The following is a 20,447-nucleotide window of genomic DNA, read 5'->3' on the forward strand; positions in this document are numbered from 1 at the left end:
GGTTGAAGGCAATTGTTGCGGCGGCCAAAGAGCTTCCTGCGAGTCTTGGCAGCGGATGGCGGTCGGTCGGTGCAATTCCGCAGCAGCCAGAGCGGGTGGCGAATGGATACCATTCTCTGCACGCTTGGCGCTTCGGGATTGGGTTGTCAGCGCAGCAGCGCTCGCAAGGTCTCACGCACAGCCGTGTCGCGCCAGCTCGGCTCCTGACCACGGATGAACAGCACGGCGCCATGTTCCGAGCGGATCGGCTCGTGGATCATGCCGCGCGGCGCGAGGTGATAGGTGCCCGGGCCAACGCGCAAATCCCCGATGGTGACTTCACCTTCCAGCACCACGCACTCTTCGTCGTGATGATGGTGATGCGGCACCAGAAAGGCACCCGGCTCCAGCTTGAGCAGGTAGCTCATGCTGCTGCCATCCGCCTCGCGCCGCAGCACTTTCATCTTGATGCGCGGACTGAATTTTTCCCATTCACCGTCGCCGGGGCGCACGGTACTGGTGTTGGCGCCACGCTCATGGTCGCGCACACGGGTGAGCAGGCGCGACTTCATGAAGCGTTCGGCCATGGCGTCGAGTGGCACGTCGCGTACGGCCTCGGCCATGCGCGCCGCCACCATCGGCGGGAAATTCAGATCATCATCCATGCTTGAAGGGTTGTTCATTGCTGCGCCTCCAGATGCGTGCGCAGTTGGGCGAAGGCCCGGTGCATCAGCGTCTTGACCGAGCCAAGCGGCATTTGCCAGTGCTCGGCGATCTCCTGATGCGTCAGCCCGCGGAAGAAAGCCAGGCTCACTGCCTGCCGCTCCCTGGCGGGCAATTGCAGCAGTGCATTGTGTACGGCACTGCCCGCTTCAAACTGGCCAATCAGTTGCTCCGGTTGGGCCATCAGGCTGGCCTCCTGGGCGCGGAATTCGTCGGGGTCTTCCACTGATTCGGCAATGTCGGCACGGCGCAGGGCGTCCAGCGCGCGCGAGCGGCAAATGGTCAACAGCCAGGTAATGACTTTGCCGCGCCCGGCATCAAAGCGGTTGGCCTCGCGCCACGCCTGGAACAGGGCGTCCTCGGTGACTTCTTCAGCCAGACCCGTGTCGCGCACGATGCGCAGTGCGAACGCGTGCAAGCGGCGCACCGTCAAGTCGTAAAGCTCGCCGAGGGCAGCCTCATCCTTGTTGGCCATGCGTGCGACCAACGCGGCCAGCGAGCGGTCACGCTCGGCCAGTGGATCGCTGCCGGAGTCATCACGAAGCGAGACGGATGCCGAGCCGCCGCCGGAAAAGCCAGGAACTACCATCGAAGCATGGTATCCGTTTAGCGACTGCGGAGGCGGGGAAAGGTAGTGCATACCGGCTGGGAAACGAGTTCACCAGTCAGTACGCAAGGGCAGCAAAAGCGGTTTTTAGCCGTGGGTACCAAGACGTTTTTCTAGAAACCGAACCGCTGGGTCACGCCCCCGGCCGGCGTCAGCTCCACGCTGCCCGTCACGGCCCGAGGTGCCAACTGCAGGCGTCCATCGATGCGGGCGCTGCCACCGCGATTGGCAAGAGTGCAAACGCTGCCATCCGCCGCAGTTGTCGAAGGCGCGCAATCCAGGCTGACTTCGCCCAGGGCGATGTCGGTGTTGCCGAGGCGGTAGGCGGCATCTTGCCCACGCAGATTGCCTTTCACGACAAGGCGGTCACGGGCCAGTGTTGCCGCAACTACGTCTGCCACTACGCGAGGTGATTGGGCAACGACCTGTGCGCCCGCAGCGACGCGCAGCGGCAGGGTCGTGCTCAGTCGTTCGGCCACCACCTCGGAGGTGACGGCGTTCAGCACGACGCTTCCGGCCACGGCATCGCCAAGCTCACACCGGACGCCGAGCGGCCACCACTGCGGCCGACAGGACCAGGTAACGGGCAGCGAGGGTGGCACCCCCGTCAGGCTCAACAGCGCGCTGCCACGCCACACCGTGCCGTCGATGCGGTGCAATTGCACCACCCGTGCCGCGTCCGGCGGCATGAACAGACGCAGCACCGAGGCAGGCATCCGCCAGACCAGCACCGAGAGGGCGATCAGCACCGATGCAAGGATCGTCAGCAATCGTTTCATGGTGATCGCTCCGCCACTACCGAGAATCCGGCGCTGCCGTTGCGCGTGACTTTTATTTGTACCAACCTGAGGTCGGTGCCGTCGAGCGCTCTCAGGCTCGCCAGCAACTCGCCCGCGTTGCCAGCTTGCCACGCCAGGTCGTTGCCGGCTGCATTTGTACCGCTGGAGCGAATCGCAAATCGCGCGCTGACCGAAGCTAGCGGCAGCATTGTGCTGGGCGGTGGGCTGGTCTGCCACGCACTCCGTACGGCGGCATCGTGGGCGAGGGCGAGACGACGATCTGCAGCGTGCTGCAGCCATAGCGCGGCAACGATGGCAAGCACTGTCAACGCCACCCACACGATGCGGCGAACGGTGCCCGGTGCAAGATCCATGGTCAATTTGCCCGCTGTTGCTTTCATTGCGGCTTCGACTCGACAGGCAATGAGACACGCAGCCGCGGACCCGGCGAGCGGGCTGACTGCACCACCAGCCCGTTGCCTTCCAGCATCCGAGTTGCACGTTGCATGGCAGCGGCGTCGTACGCTTCAGCCAGAACGAGTACCCAAGCACCGCCGGCATAGGTGGCGCTCTGCAAGTGTGGCAGCAGGTCGGGCGCGGAGATGCTGATGCGGTCCAGCAGTGCTCCGGGCGCTGGCGCTGTCGAGGCAGCGGCCGGCAGCGGCGCTGGCGCTGGCAGCGACGCATAGCGCCATGCGCTGAGACCGGCACAAACCAGTGCCGCCGCGAGCGCCCAGCGCAACGTGCGGTCGAGTGCCGTGGTGACCGGCCGGACGCGGGCGCGAGGGGGCGCCACCAGTGGTACGGACGTTGTGACGGGCCAATTGCCATCACGCAATGAAACGCCGCTGGCGGCCGACCACAAGGCCAGCCGGTCATCGGGCAGCGCGTCGCTGTCGCGATCAATCAGTACGATGTCTGTCACCACTTGGCAGCCACGCGCGGCGAGCATGGCTGCCACTTCGGTTGGCAGCGCTTGTCCCGCGTCATTGGGTTCGACCACCACCGCCCCCATTTCGCCGACCAGATAGCCAGCGGGCGCCCCGACCCAGTACAACCGACCGGGCTGCACGGCACCTGGTAAATCGGTGGCGAGCGGTTTGTTGTTTGTGTCGCTACCACTGCTGCACCACGCCACCATCGCATGGCCCGATGAGGTGGTCGGCCCAGGCGCTGGCGTCGCGGCAATCCGCAGATCAGCGCCACTGACACTCAGGTCCCGGCGCAGGGCGAGTGCCGCGGCTTGCAGGCGCTCGCTGGCACTGAGTCCGGCAAAGCCGGGGATCGCCAGGCGTGCCAGACCAAGCTGCGGCGGGACGATCACGACGGCGGCGGGGTCAGGCATTGGCAATCAGACGTGAAATCACGATCGGGCGAGCGTTGGGCGGACGGGCAATCTGCAACTGTACGCGATGCGCCGCGCGCTCGAACCGGATCGTCGCGTCCACGGCAAAGTATTGGGTGTTGGCACTGAACATACTGTCCGGCAGCGGCTGCCCGATGGCGGCGGCCAGATCGCCAGCGCTGGCAAACGGCTGCTGTGCGCGTCGGGCGATGGCGCGATCAAGCGTTTCGCGCGTGGCGCCAGGAAACGCGGCGGCGATCAGGGCAGGCGCCGCCGTGTTGGCGTTGATGGGGGTTGCCTCGGGCAATACGGTGACCGCGGCCATCAGCGCGCTGACGTGTGCCTCAGTGATACCCGGCACGTCGAGCAGGTCGGCAAAGCGCCGGAGCGGGGCATTGCGCAGATTGCGGCCGTAGCGCTGGCGCTCGCTTTGGCCGTCGTCGCTGATCTCATCGCGATCAATGCTGTCAGCCAGCACATCAACCAGCCCGACTGGCACTCCTGCCTGCGCAAACAGGGTCCGCGCGAGTGCAATGTTGGGCGCACTGCGGACCCCGCGCGGCGCCACGCTGTTGAGATTGAATCGGGCCTGCAGGTCAGTGATGCGGCCCTCGATGCTGCCGCCCTCCACCGGTGTTGCCGGCAGTGGGGTGGCCCACAGTTCGCCGTAGTGATCGACCGGACCGAGGCGGGCGTCGGCCGCGAGCACTGTCAGTGCCCACGCCGCTGACGCATCGGCCAGCGTGTAACTCGCCTGAGTGTCGCGCGCACGGTACTCGCGCTCCAGCCAGCCGGAGAGCGGCACGATCATTTGTACGGCAACCGCTGCGCCGAGTGCTGTGAGCAGCATGGCCACGACGAGCGCCGCGCCACGCGTAGATCGGTGGGTTCTGGTGACGATCATCGCAATGCCAGCAACCGTTCCACGGTCGCACCGGTACCGGGCACGGCCAGCACAACGCGCAGCGCACGCGGGTACTCGCCGGAGGTGGCGTCGAACCGTATGCCGTCCGCGCTATAGGCGAAGCTGACGGTGAGGGCGTCGGCCATCGGCGTGCGATTGGTCACGGCGCCGGTCGCTTCGCGCCAGACGCGGGTGCTGACACCTGGAAGACCCCCGTTGGCGCTGTCAACGCCAGTGACGCGATAGCGCACCGTTGTCATTGCCGGGCCGCCATCGGCGGCGGGTTGCAGCAACGACATGCCGCTCTCGCTGCCGCTGAATTCGCTGAGCGATGCCCGCCGCAGGTCGGCCTCAAGGGTCACAAAAAAGTCGTCGAATTGTTGCCATTGCGTGGCGTCGGCCTGCACCTGGTCGCGCGAGGATTGCAGCGCGTCAATCGCCCGCCAGCCAGTCAGCGTCATCAGCGACGCGATCGCCAGCGCGATGAGGATTTCGACCAGCGTCATGCCGCGCGAGGCGAGGCGAAAGGTAACTGATGGTGTCGCCAGGGGAGCAGCCATCATGCGCTACTGCCGCGATGAAAAACCAACTGCCTGGGCCAGCACTTGCATGCCACCCTGCGCATCGCTCTGTGCGCGTGCTACCGACACCTCGACGCGGGAGAACAGTGGGCTTGGCGTCGCTGACACTTTGGCCACCGCGACGAAAACGACGCCGCCCTGTTGCACTTGCCGGGTCAGGGTACTACCCGCCGCAGCCTGCTGCGACTGCAGGCGAATCTCTGCCAGCGTGTTGTGCGCCACCCAGCGGGCCAGCGTGCGGTCGCGCAGGATGCCCTGATCAGTGGTCGCCACCAGCGCGGCGCGGGAAGCGGCAATCAGTCCGGTGGCGAGAATGGTTGTTGCAACGAGAACCTCAATCAGGCTGAAACCGGACCTGGCGCCTGATCGGCCTGCGCTCACAGATTCCAGGAGCCGATGTCGGCGTTCTCGCCATCGCCGCCCGCCTTGCCGTCGGCGCCGTAGCTGAAGACGTCAATTTCGCCGTGCAGGCCAGGATTGGAGAGCTGGTAGGGGTTGCCCCAGGGATCGTTAGGCAGGCGGGCAATATAGCCACCGCTGCGCCAGTTGTTGGGCTGGGGGGCGGCGAGCGGCTTCTCGACCAGCGCCTTCAGGCCCTGTTCGCTAGTTGGAAAGCGGCCGTTGTCGAGCTTGTACATCGTGAGCGACTGCACCAGCGTGGCCACGTCCTGCTTCGCCGCTGATGCCTTGGCGTCATGCAGGCGCCCGATCACATTGGGTGCGATGATCGCGGCCAGGATGCCGATGATCACCACGGCGATCATCAACTCAATCAGCGTGAAACCGGTCGCCAGATGGCGGCGAACGGCGAGGGGATGCGTGCGGTGCTCAAACATGGGCAGAATTATAGGTTTGGCCTTGTCCACGGACCGGGCGTCCCTCGGGTTCGTTCCGGCCTTTCCGCCGCGCCTTACGATTTTCTTTGCATCATCGCTTTTCTGTCACGCCAACTCCAATGAAGAAAATACTAGCCTTGCTGCTGTTGGCGGCGTTGTGCGCGGGCACTGCCTGGTACGCGCTGCCGCTATGGCCGGCAACCATTCCGGCTGGCGGACTCAATCTGAGCGTGCGGCAAGGCAGCAGTTTGGCCCGGCTTGCCAACGACCTGCAGCGGCAGGAGGTGGCGCCGGCGTTCGTCGTACAGGCGGTCGCGCGCATTCGCGGTAGCGCACGCAAGTTGCGCGCCGGCGAATATCTGTTTGAATCGCCGCAGACGGTTGCAGATATCCTGTCGGCCATCGAGGCTGGCAACGCGAAACAACTCGCGGTGACCGTGGTGGAAGGCTCGCGACTGAGCGACGTTTACGCGCTGCTTGCTGGTGCGCCAGCGCAACCGGGCGTCGCTACCTTTGCGGCGGGTACGCTGCCGGCCCGGAGTGCGCTGCGGGAGGCGCTGGCCAGCGACGCGATAAGTGCTGGGGCATCCGCGACTGCGCCCTTCGATTCGCTGCTGGAAGGATACTTCTTCCCTGACACCTATTTCGTCGCACCGGGCAGCTCGGCAACGGCACTGCTCCGATTGATGCACAAACGCATGCGCGAGGAGTTGGCGCGCGCATGGGAGCAGCGTTCGCCCGATACGCCGTTGAAGACGCCATACGAAGCGCTGATCCTGGCGTCGATCATCGAGAAGGAAACCGGCCGTGAGGCAGACCGTCCGCTGGTCGGCTCGGTGTTTGTTAACCGCCTGCGCATTGGCATGCGGTTGCAGACCGACCCGACGGTGATCTATGGCCTGGGGGACAAGTTTGACGGCAACCTGCGCAAAGTAGATTTGCAGACGGATACGCCGTACAACACCTACACTCGTAACGGCCTGCCACCGACCCCGATTTCACTGCCGGGGCGGGCGTCGTTGCGGGCGGCCGTGGCGCCGCCGGCCAGCGAGTTTCTTTACTTTGTTGCGCGTGGCGACGGCAGCAGCGAGTTTTCGCGTAACCTCGCAGAACATAATCGTGCGGTAGCGAAATACCAGTTGAGTCGCTGAGCTTCTGGAAGAACATGCGCGGCAAATTCATCACTTTTGAGGGCATCGACGGGGCAGGCAAAAGCACCCATATCGAATCGGTGCGCGCATTTCTCGCGGCTCGTGGCAAGACGGTTGTGATGACCCGTGAGCCCGGAGGCACCGAGTTGGGCGAAGCGATACGGGGGCTATTTCTGGACCGCAGCATGAGCCCGGCGAGTGAGGCGCTGCTGGTGTTCGCCGCCCGTCGCGAGCATCTGGAGCGGGTGGTGTGGCCGGCCCTGGAGCGCGGCGACTGGGTGCTGTGCGACCGCTTCACCGATGCCACCTTTGCTTACCAGGGCGGCGGCCGCGAAATGGGCTTTGATCGCATCCAGGTGCTGGCCGACTGGGTGCACCCGGGTTTCGCGCCGGATCTGACCTTGCTCTTCGACCTGCCCCCCGACGCCGCTCATGATCGAGTTGCTCATCGCGGCGAGCTGGACCGTATCGAGTCCGAAGTCAGTGACTTTCACGTCCGGGTGCGTGACGCCTATTTGCGGCGGGCCGCGGCCGAGCCAGATCGCATCAAGGTGCTGTCGAGTGACCAGTCGAAGGAGACCGTGCGCTCCCGAGTGCTGGCCTGCGCGATGCAGTTGCTGGGCAGCGCGGAGTAACGGTGCAGTTTTCCGCCTTGCCCTGGCAACGCACCTGGCTGCAGCACGCGCGAGCGCTTGCAGCCGGGCATCACCACGCCTGGCTGATCGTCGGACGTAGTGGTGACGGCGTCAGCGAAGCTGCAGCGGCGCTTGCCGCGACGCTGTTGTGCCGGGCACCACGTGAAGGTGAGGCCTGTGGCGAGTGCCCAAGTTGCCGCTGGCTGGCTGGCGACGTGCATCCCGACTTCAAGCGGCTGGTGCCGGACCTTGGTGATGGCGAAACGGTGAAATTGCCGACCATCAAGGTGGATGCGGTTCGCGATGCGCTCGACTTCATGCAGCTTTCGGCCAGCGCCGAGCAGGGTCGTGTGTTGCTGGTGGATCCGGCGACCGCGCTGGCGCGCGAGAGTGCGAACGCATTGCTGAAAGCGCTGGAAGAGCCGCCGCCCAACACCCGCTGGCTGCTGGTGACAGCGCAGCCCGAGCGATTGCTGCCGACCATCCGCAGTCGGGCGCTGAAGATTGCGCTGCCACGACCTGGCCGGGAGGCGGCGAGCACCTGGCTGCGTGCGCAGGGCGTTGCTGCCGGTGACATTGATGCACTGCTGGCGCGGACCCGCGGCGCCCCTCTCGACGCACTGTCGTTCTCGCGCTCGGAAAGTGGCGCCGCGATGGCGGACTTCGTGCACGACCTGCTGCGTCCGGGTCAACTGCCCACGCTCAAGTGGGGGGCATGGGTGGAGAGCGGCGCCAAGGCCGACCGGCGCGAACGCTTCACGACGATGCTTCGCCTGCTGCTGGACTGGACATCCGACTGGTCACGTACGCGCGCGTCGCTGCCGCCGTTGGTGTACCTTGGCCAAGGCCCGGCACTGGCGCGACTGGCGCCGGGATTGCCGGCGGCAGAGGCACTCCGTTATCATCGGGCGCTGCTGCGCAAGCTCAATCTGCCTGACACCACCTTGTCGGCGCGCTTGCAACTGGAATCGATACTGCTCGACTACCGGGCACTTTTTTCGCGATAGGACGTTGTTGGCATGAGCGACTCTGGCGGACTGGATACCCCAACCGGCATGGGCATGACCGGCACCCAGCGCGGCGCGGCGGCGGCAGCAATGCGCTCAGGCGTGCTGTCGCTGAACATCCGTGAACGCACGGCGCTCTACGCGGCCTACATCCCGTGGGTGGAGGGCGGAGGCATTTTCATTCCGACCACGCGTCCCTACAAGCTTGCCGACGAAGTATTCATGTTGCTGACACTGATGGACGATCCGAACCGCATCGCGGTGCAGGGCAAGGTGGTCTGGATTACGCCGCCGGGCATTCAGGGCGCGCGCGCGCAGGGCATCGGCGTGCAGTTCACCAAGGACGACACCGGTCGCGCGGCGAAAGGCCGCATCGAGGGCATTCTTGGCGCGCTGCTGGCCTCGTCGCGGCCCACCCACACGATGTAACGCCTGCCGCCGATAATCTGGTCACTGCGTCGCCCCCGGCGACGACTTTCATACGCTGCTGTCTGTCCGTGTTTGTCGATTCCCACTGCCACATCAATTTCTCCGACTTTGACGGCGAGTCCGACGCGCTTGTTGCGCGCATGGCCGCCGCCAATGTGACGCACGCAATGTGCATCAGCGTGACCTATCCGGAGTGGCCCTCAGTGGTGGCATTGGCAGAGCGATATGCCAATATTTACGCAACGGCGGGCGTGCACCCGGACTATGAAGACATCGAAGAGCCTACCGTTGCCAGCTTGCTTGAACGCGCGCGGCATCCGAAAGTGCAGGCAATCGGTGAAACCGGCCTCGACTATTACCGGCTGCAGGGCGATCTCGAATGGCAGCGCGAGCGCTTTCGCACGCACATCCGTGCCGCCCGGGAATGTGGCAAACCGCTGGTCATTCATACCCGCAGCGCGTCTGACGATACCCTGCGTCTGATGCGTGAAGAAAGGGCGGCAGAGGTTGGTGGCGTGATGCACTGCTTCACTGAAACCTGGGAGGTGGCCAGCGCTGCGCTCGACCTCGGGTTTCACATCTCGTTTTCCGGTATCGTCAGCTTCAAGAGTGCGGCAGACCTGCGTGACGTGGCGAAGCGGGTGCCGCTGGAGCGCATGCTGATCGAGACCGACGCCCCCTATCTGGCGCCTGTGCCTTTCCGCGGCAAACGCAACGAGCCCTCCTATGTGCCGCATGTAGCGGCCGCCATTGCTGCGGTCCGCGAAACCGATGCAGAAACCATCGGCCGTGCGACCAGTCAAAATTTCTTTTCCTTGTTTCGGGTAGACCCATGAAACGATCCATCGCTGCTTCGCTTGTTGCCGCGCTTCTGCCAATGCCGACGCTATTGGCACAAACCGCTGCCGACCTGTTTCAGATGATCGAACTGGATCGACCAGCGGCTGTGCGCACGGCACTGCTGCGTGGCTCCAAGGTGGATGCGGTCGATGAACGGGGCGATCACGCGCTGCTGGTAGCGGCACGCACTGGCCAGCAGGAAGTCGTACAGGTACTGGTGGATGCCGGTGCCAAAGTCAACCAGCGCAACAAGTGGGGCGATTCGGCGCTGATGGTCGCAGCGCTGAACGGTCACGAGAAGACGGTTCGCTATCTTCGGCAAAAGGGTGGCGACATCAACAACACGGGCTGGTCAGCCCTTCACTATGCCGCTGTGAATGGCCATGCCAATGTCGTTCGCTACCTGCTCGATCAGGGTGCAAATCCGCTGGCGACATCGCCCAATGGCGTGACGCCGCTGATGATGGCAGCCCGGGAGAACAAGACTGAAGTGCTGAAGGTGCTGCTTGAGTACGGCGCTGATCCAGCACAAAAGAATGACAAGGGAGAAACCGCCTATGACTGGGCGGTGCGCGAAGAGCACAAATCAGCCATTGAGATGCTGAAGAAACTTCGCCAGTGACAAGCCGTTGATGCGGCCCTTGGCAGTTAAAAATCGGTAGCGGCTTTACCAACGACCCGCGTCTTCGGCGCATCGGCGACAGACGTGGCAATAGAAGCGGTAGTCGCCGACGGCGCGGCAGCCTCCGCAGACGGCACCACGAGGCTCAAGTCCGGAAGGCCACCGACGATGCGGCGGGCGCCGTTGAAGGCTTTTTGCCAGTATTTCTGATCGAGGCTGACCACTTCAACCGCACCGCCACGGCTCGGCGCGTGAATGAAGCGGTTGTCGCCAAGATACAGGCCCACGTGCGAAAACTGGAAGCGACGGGTGTTGAAGAACACCAGGTCGCCGGGCTGCAATTTGTCGATGGCCACCGTCTCGCCGACGCGTGCCTGCTCGCGTGCAGTACGCGGCAGTGCGATACCGGTCGCCTGCTGGAATACGTAGCGAATCAGACCGCTGCAGTCGAGCCCCTGCTCGGGCGTGTTACCGCCAAATTTGTAGTTGACCCCAATCAGCGACAGCGCATAGCTGGTGATGTCGGAGGCGGCGTCGCGCGCCTTGCCGCCGAAGTCGCGCAGCGTCTTTTCTGCACGCACCAGCGCGGTGTCAACTTTGGCAGACGCATCATCGGCATGGCTGGCAACGACTGGCAGCGCCAGCAATGCGATCAGTGCTGTGCGAACGACAATTTTCCGCGCGTCAGGCTTGGGATTGACCGCTGCGCGGTGACATTGAGGCGTAACAGGCATGAGGGGATTTTAGCCCAGTCTGCCTGCAGGGAAAATGGCCCCCAAAGGCGGTGGCTGGCACTGAGCTAACATTCAGGGTTAGCTTACGCATTCAAATTCACCGATTCCACACATGCCCACCGAGATTTCTAGCCCCATTCAAGGCAGTCTGGTCGCGATTGTGACCCCCATGCACGCCGACGGCGCGCTGGACCTTGAGGCGCTGAAAAAACTGATTGATTGGCATGTTGTCTCGGGTACCGCGGCGATTGTGATCGTCGGCACCACCGGCGAGTCGCCGACGGTTGATGTCGACGAGCATGCGCTACTGATCAAGACGACTGTCGAGCATGCGGCTGGCCGCATCAAGGTGATCGCCGGTACCGGTGCCAATTCAACGAAAGAGGCCATCAGTCTCGCCGCCTACGCAAAAAGTGTCGGCGCGGACGCGTCGTTGTCGGTGGTGCCCTACTACAACAAGCCGACCCAGGAAGGCCTGTATCAGCACTTCCGCGCCATTGCCGAAGCGGTTGACCTGCCGGTAATTCTCTACAACGTACCGGGCCGTACGGTTGCCGATATGGCAACGGCGACCACGTTGCGTCTTGCCGAGGTGCCTGGCATCGTGGGTATCAAGGATGCGACTGGCGACGTCGCGCGTGGTAGCGATCTGATTCGCCGACTGCGACTGCTCGAAAAAGGCAGTGGCAAACGTTTTGGTATCTACAGCGGCAACGACGATTCCGCGCTGGCTCTGATGGCGATGGGCAGCGACGGTGTCATCTCGGTTACCGCCAACGTGGCGCCGAAGTTGATGGCTGACATGTGCCGTCTGGCGCTGGCCGGAGATTTTGCGGGAGCTCGCGCCGTCAACGACACGTTGATGCCGCTGCACTTTGATCTGTTTGTCGAGGCTAACCCGATTCCAGCCAAGTGGGTGTTGGCGCGCATGGGCCGCTGCAATGCAAAGACCCGGCTGCCGATGACGCCGCTGTCCGCCCGCTTTGAGCCAGTGCTCGAAGCAGCGATGCGCCACGCAGCGCTGCTATAACTGTTCACCGATTTCCCACCGATCACCGTCTCCCGAGGATCAGTTTCACGCCATGATGCCCGTATCCAAATGTGCGCTTGCTGCGCTTGCTACCGCTGCCGTTTCACTCGCCGGTTGCAGCACCGTCAGTGAGCTGAATCCGTTCGAGACCAAACGCGTCGAATATCGCTCGGCGCAGTCCGGCCCTTCGCTGGAAGTGCCGCCGGATCTCAATCCGCCGAAGTACGATGATCGCTATCGCGCTGGCACCGCGACGCTGTCGGGCGTCAATGCCCAGAGCCGTGCGGCGGCACTGTCGGGGGCAGGCGGCGTGTTGCCGGCGGTCACTGGCATGCGTGTCGAACGCGCTGGCACCGAACGCTGGCTGGTGATGCCGGGCACGCCGGAAGTGAACTTCCCGCGCATCCGCGAGTTCTGGGGCAGCATGAACATGACCCTGGTGCTGGACGACGCGCGTATCGGTCTGCTGGAAACCGACTGGGCCGAGAACCGGGCGCGTATCGTTGATGACCCTGTTCGCCGCGTGATTGGCACAGTCTTTGACAATCTTTATTCCAGCGGCACGCGTGACAAATACCGCACCCGCGTTGAGCGCGGCGCCAATGGTACGACCGACATCTTCATCAGCCACCGCGGCATGGAAGAGAAGAACGTCGGCGGCACGTCGACGCCGGTTTTCCGCTGGGAGCCGCGCAAATCGGAGCCAGAGTACGAAGCCGAGATGCTTTATCGGATGATGACTTACCTCGGGGCACCGAAGGATCAGGCTGCACAAATCGCCCAGTCCACGATCTCGCCGGCGGCCGCTGCGGCGCGCGTCGATCAGGCCCAGATCGCCAGGGACGGCGCGGTTTCCTACCTGACCGTCAGCGACAATTTCGAGCGCGCCTGGCGCCGCGTCGGCCTCGCACTGGATCGCGTCGGCTTTACGGTTGTTGATCGCGACCGCACCGCCGGCACCTACTTTGTCCGCTACGCCGACCCGGAAGTCATTGCCAGGAACGAACCGGGCATCCTCGACAAACTGAAGTTCTGGCAGTCCGACAACAAGGACGTAGTGGAGCAGTACCGCATCACCGTCAAGGAAAACGCTGGCAAGAGCGAAGTGCGAGTGCTCGACAAGGGCGGCAAACCTGACGGCACTACCATCGGTACCCGCATCGTGACGCTTCTGCACGAGCAGTTGCGCTAGACACGCGGGCGTTTCGTGCGCTTCGCGAGTCTCGGAAGCGGCAGCGAAGGTAACGCCCTGCTGGTGCAGTCAGGGGCCACCACGGTCATGATCGACTGTGGTTTTGCCGTCCGCCAGGTGGTCGAGCGTTGTGCCCGGCTTGGCTTCGACGCGGCGTCCATCAACGCCATCGTCGTAACTCACGAACACAGCGATCACGTCGGCGGCGTGCCGCGACTGGCGCGTCGCTTTGATATCCCCGTCTGGCTGACCTTTGGCACGCTGGCGGCGACCGAGTCGCGCTGGGAGGGCTGCACGCTGCGCGGATTCGATTCGCACGACCCGTTTGCTGTGGGTGACCTCGAAGTGCAGCCGTTTCCAGTACCGCACGATGCCCGTGAACCGGCACAGATGGTGCTGTCCGATGGCGACTTGCGGCTGGGGGTGCTCACCGATGTCGGCGAGACCACCGGCTTCATCGAGTCCTCGCTGCGCGGCTGTGACGCGCTATTTCTTGAGGCGAATCACTGCGAAGACATGCTGGCCAACTCGCGCTATCCGGCGAGCTTGAAGGCGCGTATTGCCGGACGCTACGGGCACTTGTCCAACCGGGTCGCCGCGCTGCTGCTGGCAAGGCTGGCGCACGGCGGTCTGCATCGCGTCGTTGCGGCCCACCTCAGCCGCGAGAACAATCGGCCAGACCTTGCCCGGGAAGCGTTTGCCAATGCCCTGGGCGGTGACGCGCAGGACATCCATGTGGCGTCGCAGGATGATGGGCTCGATTGGGTGGTGGTTGCTTGATCACCAATGGTCAAAAGTTGTACTGGGCGATAACAGCTTTTCGTTGTGATGGCGTCAGTACTGGGCTTATCGGCATAAATGAGATGAAGTCGGGTTTTCATCTTTTAGAGCGTCAGGCCGCAGGCACGTGTCGTTTGAAGAAAAAGCTGATGCCAGATTTGAGGCTGTGCTGACCCGATGAAACGTGAGCTTCCCGCCGCAGTGCTGTTTGATATGGATGGCTTGCTGATCGACAGCGAACGGCTGGCGCTGACATCGGTCGAGCATGCTGCCTCTGTGATCGGCTGGCCCGTTCCCGATCCGGTGGCACACCGGCTGATTGGGCTGGGGCGCGATAACGGTAGCCGCGTGCTGCAAGCGGCACTGGGTCAGGAGTTTCCGGTCATCCGATTCTGGGACGCCTGGTACGACGACTATCGTCAGCGGGTCAGTGCTGGTGTTCCGGCCAAGGCCGGTGCAACGCACGCGCTGGCGGCGCTGCAGGCGCACGATGTGCGCTGTGCGCCACTTCGACCGAGACCGCGCTTGCGCGCCACAAACTCGAAAAGGCCGGTTTACTGCCGTATTTCAACGTCGTCGTCGGGCGCGACAAGGTGGCACACGGTAAACCGGCACCGGACTTGTACCTGCACGCCGCCGATCAACTGGGCAAGCTCGCCACTCACTGCTGGGCGTTTGAGGATTCGTTGCCGGGATTGACCGCGGCAGTAGCGGCCGGAGCGCGCACGCACTGGGTACCGGACATCGCGCAGATTCATGCTGATGATCTGCCGCATGGCGTTGAGACCATTGACTCACTGCATGAGATCTGTCGCTGGCTGGGCGTTGCTGACGTTTGAAATCCTGATCGCTACTGCGCAGGAATAAAAAAAGCCGGTCACAAGGACCGGCTTTTAGATGGTGCGTTAACGGAAACCGATTACGGCTTCTTCACGGCATCCTTGGCTGCATCTTTGGCGGCTTCAACAGCCTTGCCAGCGGCATCCTTGGCAGCGTCTGCCGTCTTGGCAGCTGCGTCCTTGGTTGCATCAACAGCCTTGCCAGCAGCGTCCTTGGCGGCATCAGCGGTTTTCGCTGCTGCGTCTTTGGTTGCATCAACGGCCTTGGCGGCAGCGTCTTTGGCGGCGTCTACCGGGGTAGGCGCAGCAGCGGCAGGAGCCGGAGCGGGAGCAGCAGCAGGAGCCGGTGCAGCAGCTTTCGGTTCTTCTTTCTTGCCGCAAGCGACGAGGCCAAGCGCGAGGAGCGCGGCGACCAGGAGGGATTTTTTCATTTTGTTTCCTTACAACGTGAATCGTTAACGAATGTGTGTGCCTTAAGGAGAATCTCCCTCAGCGGAGACCACCCCAGTGAGCGAAACCGGGATAGAAACTGAGTGAGGCGGAAAGTATATCCAAATCCCCGGCACCGGAAACGGGCAGGGTCAGAGCCCCAGCGCTTCCGGGAATACCCGCTGCCCGCCTTGCTCCCAAAGCACCTGAAAAGTATCTGCGTAAGGTGCTGATTTTGCTGGGTTTTCAAAATCCACTAGACCGGCAGAATGCACCGAATTGGGGCGAAAAAGAAAATGTTGCCGGTCTGCAACAACGAAGGAATTGGCCGGAAACTCGTGGGCATCGCTGACCACGATCTCGACGCGATGACCGAGCGTTTTCAGCAGATTGGTCAGGCGCGGCGCCTGCGTGCTCACATAGTGTCCGTCTTCGACGAGGATACGTATATGAACGTGCCGCTCGAAGGCGGCCTTCTGCAGTGCTTCGCAGCGAGCGCGACTGCCCCAGTCCTGCAAGGTCAGCGAGTGATCAAGCACATCAAGTGTGCGCGTACTGCGCACCACCAGTTCATCGAGCGCCTTCGAGACGTCGTCCCACGTCAGCAGGGTGCGCGCGCTGCTGTTGTTCGGGATGGTTGTGCCGGGGGCGGATTCTGCGTCTGACATTGCGGTAGGCAGAAAGGTTGCAGGTAATTGGGTGAAGTCCGTCGCGAAACGTCAGCGCTTGTCGCTGGTACCGACCATGAGCCAGCCGTCGCAGTACCAGGCATACAGTGCGTCGATGGTTTCCTTTGCCGCTGTGGTCGGCACGACCGTGCTGCGCGCGTCGGCAAACTGGCGCCAGAAAGTCGCGTCGCCCTGAATCACGAATGCATCACCGTTGATGAAGAGATACTTTTCATCGTATAGACAGAGCGCGCCGGCTGCAAGTGCAACGCCGCCTTTGTTTGCGTCAGTGCAAAGCTTGCCGAAGGCGCTGCGCGACATCGGGGCGTCCGGTGGCGTGAATGTCACCTGAGGCTTTGGGTCGGACGCAAAGCAGCCGGCGAACTGCGCAATCGCATCGCGGTCAATCTGCAGCGCGGCAATGGCGTCAGCAATCTGGCGCTGATACTGCTTCGGCACGCGTGCCGGGTTGGCGGTGGCTGGCAGATCGGGGTCGGATAGCCGCCCCTCGATTTCGCTGGTTGCGCCCAGCCAGTCGAGAAAGCCGTCGGCAATTTCCTGATGCGTCGGTGCCCGGAAGCCGACAGAGTAGGTGGTGCAGAAGCCTTCTTCCTGCATCGCGACGCCATCGTGCGCCACGTGCGGCGGCAGGTATAGCAAATCGCCGGCGGTGACATCGACGGTCTGCTCCGTGCTCATCTTCTTCAGGATCTTGAGCGGTGCTTCGGGGTCGAGCGATAAGTCCGACTGGGTTGACAGTTTCCAGCGCCGCTTGCCGATGCCCTGCAGCAGAAACACGTCATAGGAATCAAAGTGCGGCCCGACGCCTCCACCGGGCGCCGCCAACGACACCATTACGTCATCCAGCCGTGCATATGGCAAGAAAGAAAACTGTCGCAGCAAGCTGTCGGCTGCGGGCACGTGAAGATTCAGTCCCTGCACCAGCAGCGTCCAGTCGCGTGCGGGCAGGCTGGCGAAGCGGGTCTTCTTGAACGGACCGTGCTCGAGGATCCAGCGCTTGCCGTCGCGAATCACCAATCGGGACTCGACGTCCTGCGAGGTGGCGAGCGCGAACATGGCCTTAGTGTCCAGCAGATCGGCGAAGCCGGGCACCGCGCCGGGCATCAGCCGCAGCGCCTTTTGCCAGTGCTGCTGCATGAAGTCGCGTGGCGACAGACCGCCAAGCAATGGCAGCGGTTGGGTGAGTTTGGGGGTAAGGCTCATTTGATTGTTGTGTGTTGGTAGACGCGCGGGGGCACCTTAGTCGTCGCGTCGTGACGGCTTTGAGGACTGGGCGCGGGCAAGCAGCGCAACTGCGGGCAGGCTGGCCAGCACGATCAGCAGTGACGGAAATGCCGCCTCACCGAGTCGCTCGTCCTTGACGAGGTTATAGGTTTGCGTAGCCAGGGTGTCGAAGTTGAACGGGCGCAGCGTCATCGTCGCAGGCAGTTCTTTCAGCGTGTCGATGAACACCAGCAGCATGCCGGCGAACGCACTGCGACGGATGGCTGGCCAATGCACGCGGAGGAAAGCTGCGCGGCCGACCACGCCGAGCACGCGGGCGCTGTCATCCAGGCTTAGCGGCAACCGGGCATAGGCCGCCGACACCGCGCTTGCGGCGACACCGTAAAAGCGGATGCTTGATGCGTAGACCAGCGCCAGCACGCTGCCGGTGAGAATCAAACCGGGATTGACGCCCAACCACTGTTTGCTCCAGTCAATCAGCCGCCCGTCCAGCCAGGTCAGCGGCAGCAGCACGCCGATCGCCAGCACCGCGCCTGGCACCGCGTAACCAAACGACAGCAGGCGCTCCACGCGCAGCGCCCACACTTCCCGGGCGAGCCGCGCGCGCGCGTTGAGCATGAGTGTCAGCGTCACCACCACCAGCGCCGCGAGGCAGCCGACCCACAGCGAATTCCTCGTCCAGGTGGCCACGGCGGTCGCCGATACGCTGGACCAATCGCGCGCCAGCAGGCGCAGCAGCAGCAACGCTGGCAACACAAAGCCAAACAGCAGTGGCACGGCGCATATCGCTGTGCGCAGCCAGCCGCCAATGCCCCGCACGCGCGGTCGCATGCGCTCGCCGCGCGCACGCACATTGGCGTAGCGCGAGCGATCGCGGCCACGACGCTCCAGCCACACCAGCAGCATCACCGCCGCCAGCAGCAGCGCCGCCAGTTGTGACGCAGCGACGAGATCGCCCATGTTCTGCCACGCGCGATAGATACCGGTGGTGAGTGTCTCCACGCCGTAGTAGCTCACGGTGCCGAAGTCAGCAAGCGTCTCCATTGTTACCAGCAAGGCACCCCCGGCGATGGCGGGGCGTGCGACCGGCAAGGCGGCGCGCCACCATGCCTGACGGCGATTGAGTCCGAGCGTGCGGGCGGCTTCGAAGAGTTCCGCGCCGCGTTCGGCAAACGCCGTGCGCGCCAGCAGATAAACGTAGGGGTACAGCGTCAGGCTGAACGCAGCGATCGCGCCGGGCATCGATACAAACTCGGGGAACCAGTAGTCGCCCTTGCTCCAGCCAAAAGTTGCGCGCAGCCAGCTTTGCACCGGCCCGCTGAACTGAAAGTAGTCGGTCAGCGCATAGGCGGCCACATAGGCCGGCATCGCCATCGGCAGCAGCAGCGCCCAGGCGAGAAAGCCACGCAGCGGAAAGTCATGCCGCTCCACTTGCCACGCACACGCCACCCCCATCACGCTGGCGCACAGTGCCACGCTGACGCCAAGCACAACCGCATTGATGACATAGCCGGGGAGCACGGTGGAGGCGTAGTGCAGCCATACGCCGGTGGCGTCGGCGGCGAACATTTCGCGCAACAAAGTGGCGAACGGCAGCGCGACAGCGACCAGCAGCAGGGAATACGCGACGGCGCCGGGCGCTCGATGCAAGAGGTGCTCTCTATAATTTGAGTCCGTGAAGATTCTAGTTTCTAACGACGACGGGTATCAGGCGCCCGGCATTCTGGCGCTGGTCAAAGCGCTGTCGACGATTGCCGAGGTTGCCGTCGTGGCGCCCGCCGACGATCGCAGTGCGGCGTCAAGCTCGCTGACGGTCGGCAAACCGGTACGCATCCATGAGGCGGGCGAACGGCGCTACTACGTCGAGGGTACGCCCGCCGACTGTGTGCACATCGCCGTCAATGGGCTGCTCGACTTCCGGCCCGATCTGGTCGTGACCGGCGTCAACAACGGCTCCAACCTTGGTGACGACACCATTTACTCCGGCACGGTGGCCGCGGCGATGGAAGGCTATCTGCTCGGTATCCCCGGCATTGCGATGTCGCTCACCCACAAGCCAGGCAAGCATTTCGACACCGCGGCACATGTGGCGGCGGGACTGGTGCGTCGGGTCATGACCAAGCCGCTGCCAATGCCGTGGCTGCTCAACGTCAACGTGCCGGACGTGCCCGAAGACGATCTCGCCGGCATGCGCGTGGTGCGGCTCGGGCGTCGCCATCAGGCGGAGCCGGTGGAGCGCACCCATCATCACCATGAGCCCGGCGTGCAGGTCTGGCGTATCGGCCCGGCGGGCAAGGCGGCAGACGCCGGACCCGACACCGACTTTGGCACGATTGCCGAGAACTGTGTGTCGGTGACACCGCTATTGATTGACCTCACCCGTTACGACAACCTGCGCCACGTGGCGAACTGGCTGGCATGAGCGCATCGCTCTCGCGCTCGGCAGCCGGCCTTGGCATGGCGTCCGAGCGCACACGGCTGCGTATGGTGACACGCCTGCGCGAGCAGGGCATTCGCGATGAGGTGGTGCTGGCGGCGATGGCCCAGGTGCCGCGCCACCTGTTCGTCGAAGAAGCGTTCGCCAGCCGTGCCTACGAGGATACGGCGCTGCCGATCGGGTTCGGTCAGACCATTTCACAGCCCTACGTCGTTGCCCGCTCCTGCGAGCTGGCGCGTTCCGGTCGCGCGCTCGACATGGTGCTCGAGATTGGTGGTGGTTGCGGCTATCAGGCCGCTGTGCTCGGGCGCCTGGCGCGCGAGGTGTACACCATCGAGCGTATCGGTGCGTTGGCTGCCAAGGCACGGCAAACGCTGTCGGCAGCCGGCGTGAACAACGTGAAGGTGCGCAATGCCGACGGTCGCGAAGCGAGCTCGAACGTCGTACAGTTCGATGCCATCGTGGTGGCGGCCGGCGGGGCGTCGATTCCGCCGAATCTGCCGGGGCTGTTGGCCGATGGCGGGCGTCTGGTGATCCCGCTCGGTTCGCCCGATCATCAGAAGCTGACGCTGGTCACCCGCAACGGTGAAAGTTTTCAGCAACAGGCCTTCGACGACGTGGTATTCGTGCCGCTCAAATCTGGACAGGAATAGAC

The 20,447-nt window shown here is 63.7% G+C and carries 26 protein-coding genes; 12 read left to right on the forward strand and 14 right to left on the reverse strand.

Annotated features, from left to right (window positions below; translation table 11 throughout):
- Positions 1-146 precede the first annotated feature (146 nt).
- The 9 genes from FKL89_RS08465 to gspG form a co-directional block, all read right to left on the reverse strand.
- Positions 147-662 carry a cupin domain-containing protein gene (locus FKL89_RS08465; RefSeq protein WP_156862341.1) on the reverse strand — a complete coding sequence of 172 codons (516 nt, stop codon included), beginning with the start codon at positions 660-662 and terminating at the stop codon, positions 147-149.
- On the reverse strand, positions 659-1,291 hold the full coding sequence (locus tag FKL89_RS08470; protein WP_156862342.1) for an RNA polymerase sigma factor: 633 nt from the start codon (positions 1,289-1,291) through the stop codon (positions 659-661). Before FKL89_RS08470 ends, FKL89_RS08465 begins: the two co-directional genes overlap by 4 nt.
- A 131-nt stretch (positions 1,292-1,422) precedes the next feature.
- Positions 1,423-2,088: a hypothetical protein gene (locus FKL89_RS08475; protein WP_156862343.1), complete on the reverse strand. Its 666-nt coding sequence runs from the start codon at positions 2,086-2,088 to the stop codon at positions 1,423-1,425.
- The gene (locus tag FKL89_RS08480) at positions 2,085-2,462 is read right to left on the reverse strand and encodes a hypothetical protein (RefSeq protein WP_156862344.1); all 378 of its coding nucleotides are present in this window, start codon (positions 2,460-2,462) and stop codon (positions 2,085-2,087) included. The genes FKL89_RS08475 and FKL89_RS08480 overlap by 4 nt, the downstream gene beginning before the upstream one ends.
- A gap of 23 nt (positions 2,463-2,485) precedes the next feature.
- Positions 2,486-3,433: a hypothetical protein gene (locus tag FKL89_RS08485; RefSeq protein WP_156862345.1), complete on the reverse strand. Its 948-nt coding sequence runs from the start codon at positions 3,431-3,433 to the stop codon at positions 2,486-2,488.
- The gene (gene gspK, locus FKL89_RS08490) at positions 3,426-4,337 is read right to left on the reverse strand and encodes a type II secretion system minor pseudopilin GspK (RefSeq protein ID WP_156862346.1); all 912 of its coding nucleotides are present in this window, start codon (positions 4,335-4,337) and stop codon (positions 3,426-3,428) included. Before gspK ends, FKL89_RS08485 begins: the two co-directional genes overlap by 8 nt.
- On the reverse strand, positions 4,334-4,900 hold the full coding sequence (locus tag FKL89_RS08495; protein WP_156862347.1) for a PulJ/GspJ family protein: 567 nt from the start codon (positions 4,898-4,900) through the stop codon (positions 4,334-4,336). Before FKL89_RS08495 ends, gspK begins: the two co-directional genes overlap by 4 nt.
- A gap of 3 nt (positions 4,901-4,903) precedes the next feature.
- Positions 4,904-5,299, reverse strand: coding sequence for a type II secretion system minor pseudopilin GspI (gene gspI, locus FKL89_RS08500; protein ID WP_162527455.1), 396 nt, complete (start codon positions 5,297-5,299; stop codon positions 4,904-4,906).
- A complete protein-coding gene (gene gspG / locus FKL89_RS08505; RefSeq protein ID WP_156862349.1) occupies positions 5,296-5,754 on the reverse strand; it encodes a type II secretion system major pseudopilin GspG in 459 nt (152 codons plus the stop codon). Before gspG ends, gspI begins: the two co-directional genes overlap by 4 nt.
- 119 nt (positions 5,755-5,873) lie before the next feature.
- On the opposite strand from gspG, the gene mltG reads away from it, so the two are divergent.
- The 6 genes from mltG (at position 5,874) to FKL89_RS08535 (ending at position 10,438) form a co-directional block, all read left to right on the forward strand.
- Positions 5,874-6,905 (forward strand): endolytic transglycosylase MltG, encoded by a 1,032-nt coding sequence (gene mltG / locus FKL89_RS08510; RefSeq protein ID WP_156862350.1) that lies wholly within the window; start codon positions 5,874-5,876, stop codon positions 6,903-6,905.
- A 14-nt stretch (positions 6,906-6,919) separates the two neighbouring features.
- Entirely contained in the window at positions 6,920-7,540 is a 621-nt protein-coding gene (tmk, locus tag FKL89_RS08515) for a dTMP kinase (RefSeq protein ID WP_156862351.1), read from the forward strand.
- A gap of 2 nt (positions 7,541-7,542) precedes the next feature.
- The gene (locus FKL89_RS08520; protein ID WP_162527456.1) at positions 7,543-8,547 is read left to right on the forward strand and encodes a hypothetical protein; all 1,005 of its coding nucleotides are present in this window, start codon (positions 7,543-7,545) and stop codon (positions 8,545-8,547) included.
- A 54-nt stretch (positions 8,548-8,601) separates the two neighbouring features.
- Positions 8,602-8,976: a PilZ domain-containing protein gene (locus FKL89_RS08525; RefSeq protein WP_181955231.1), complete on the forward strand. Its 375-nt coding sequence runs from the start codon at positions 8,602-8,604 to the stop codon at positions 8,974-8,976.
- A 68-nt stretch (positions 8,977-9,044) separates the two neighbouring features.
- The gene (locus FKL89_RS08530; RefSeq protein WP_156862353.1) at positions 9,045-9,812 is read left to right on the forward strand and encodes a TatD family hydrolase; all 768 of its coding nucleotides are present in this window, start codon (positions 9,045-9,047) and stop codon (positions 9,810-9,812) included.
- Positions 9,809-10,438, forward strand: coding sequence for an ankyrin repeat domain-containing protein (locus FKL89_RS08535; protein ID WP_156862354.1), 630 nt, complete (start codon positions 9,809-9,811; stop codon positions 10,436-10,438). The genes FKL89_RS08530 and FKL89_RS08535 overlap by 4 nt, the downstream gene beginning before the upstream one ends.
- A 26-nt stretch (positions 10,439-10,464) precedes the next feature.
- On the opposite strand, the gene FKL89_RS08540 is transcribed toward FKL89_RS08535, so the two are convergent.
- Positions 10,465-11,172, reverse strand: a complete 708-nt coding sequence (locus FKL89_RS08540) for an NlpC/P60 family protein (RefSeq protein WP_156862355.1) — start codon at positions 11,170-11,172, stop codon at positions 10,465-10,467.
- 112 nt (positions 11,173-11,284) lie between these two features.
- Here FKL89_RS08540 and dapA point away from each other — a divergent pair, with 112 nt between their 5' ends.
- The 4 genes from dapA (at position 11,285) to FKL89_RS08560 (ending at position 15,013) form a co-directional block, all read left to right on the forward strand.
- Complete coding sequence (dapA, locus tag FKL89_RS08545; RefSeq protein WP_156862356.1) at positions 11,285-12,202, forward strand: 4-hydroxy-tetrahydrodipicolinate synthase; 918 nt, start codon at positions 11,285-11,287, stop codon at positions 12,200-12,202.
- A 52-nt stretch (positions 12,203-12,254) separates the two neighbouring features.
- Complete coding sequence (bamC, locus tag FKL89_RS08550; protein WP_156862357.1) at positions 12,255-13,394, forward strand: outer membrane protein assembly factor BamC; 1,140 nt, start codon at positions 12,255-12,257, stop codon at positions 13,392-13,394.
- Between the two features lie 15 nt (positions 13,395-13,409).
- Complete coding sequence (locus tag FKL89_RS08555; RefSeq protein ID WP_156862358.1) at positions 13,410-14,174, forward strand: MBL fold metallo-hydrolase; 765 nt, start codon at positions 13,410-13,412, stop codon at positions 14,172-14,174.
- A gap of 401 nt (positions 14,175-14,575) precedes the next feature.
- Complete coding sequence (locus FKL89_RS08560) at positions 14,576-15,013, forward strand: HAD family hydrolase (RefSeq protein WP_337786236.1); 438 nt, start codon at positions 14,576-14,578, stop codon at positions 15,011-15,013.
- A gap of 80 nt (positions 15,014-15,093) precedes the next feature.
- On the opposite strand, the gene FKL89_RS08570 is transcribed toward FKL89_RS08560, so the two are convergent.
- From FKL89_RS08570 to FKL89_RS08585, 4 genes are all read right to left on the reverse strand, one after another.
- Positions 15,094-15,444 carry a hypothetical protein gene (locus FKL89_RS08570; protein WP_156862361.1) on the reverse strand — a complete coding sequence of 117 codons (351 nt, stop codon included), beginning with the start codon at positions 15,442-15,444 and terminating at the stop codon, positions 15,094-15,096.
- 150 nt (positions 15,445-15,594) lie between these two features.
- Entirely contained in the window at positions 15,595-16,110 is a 516-nt protein-coding gene (locus FKL89_RS08575) for a DUF7931 domain-containing protein (protein WP_156862362.1), read from the reverse strand.
- A gap of 51 nt (positions 16,111-16,161) precedes the next feature.
- Entirely contained in the window at positions 16,162-17,334 is a 1,173-nt protein-coding gene (locus FKL89_RS08580; RefSeq protein WP_156862363.1) for a cupin domain-containing protein, read from the reverse strand.
- Positions 17,335-17,370: 36 nt separating this feature from the next.
- Positions 17,371-19,005, reverse strand: coding sequence for an ABC transporter permease (locus tag FKL89_RS08585; protein WP_156862364.1), 1,635 nt, complete (start codon positions 19,003-19,005; stop codon positions 17,371-17,373).
- A gap of 25 nt (positions 19,006-19,030) precedes the next feature.
- On the opposite strand from FKL89_RS08585, the gene surE reads away from it, so the two are divergent.
- Positions 19,031-19,777: a 5'/3'-nucleotidase SurE gene (gene surE / locus FKL89_RS08590; protein ID WP_156862365.1), complete on the forward strand. Its 747-nt coding sequence runs from the start codon at positions 19,031-19,033 to the stop codon at positions 19,775-19,777.
- Positions 19,774-20,445, forward strand: a complete 672-nt coding sequence (locus FKL89_RS08595; protein WP_156862366.1) for a protein-L-isoaspartate(D-aspartate) O-methyltransferase — start codon at positions 19,774-19,776, stop codon at positions 20,443-20,445. Before surE ends, FKL89_RS08595 begins: the two co-directional genes overlap by 4 nt.
- Positions 20,446-20,447 lie beyond the last annotated feature (2 nt).

It is taken from the genome of Casimicrobium huifangae, from assembly GCF_009746125.1.
In the GTDB taxonomy this organism is placed as follows: Bacteria; Pseudomonadota; Gammaproteobacteria; order Burkholderiales; family Casimicrobiaceae; genus Casimicrobium; species Casimicrobium huifangae.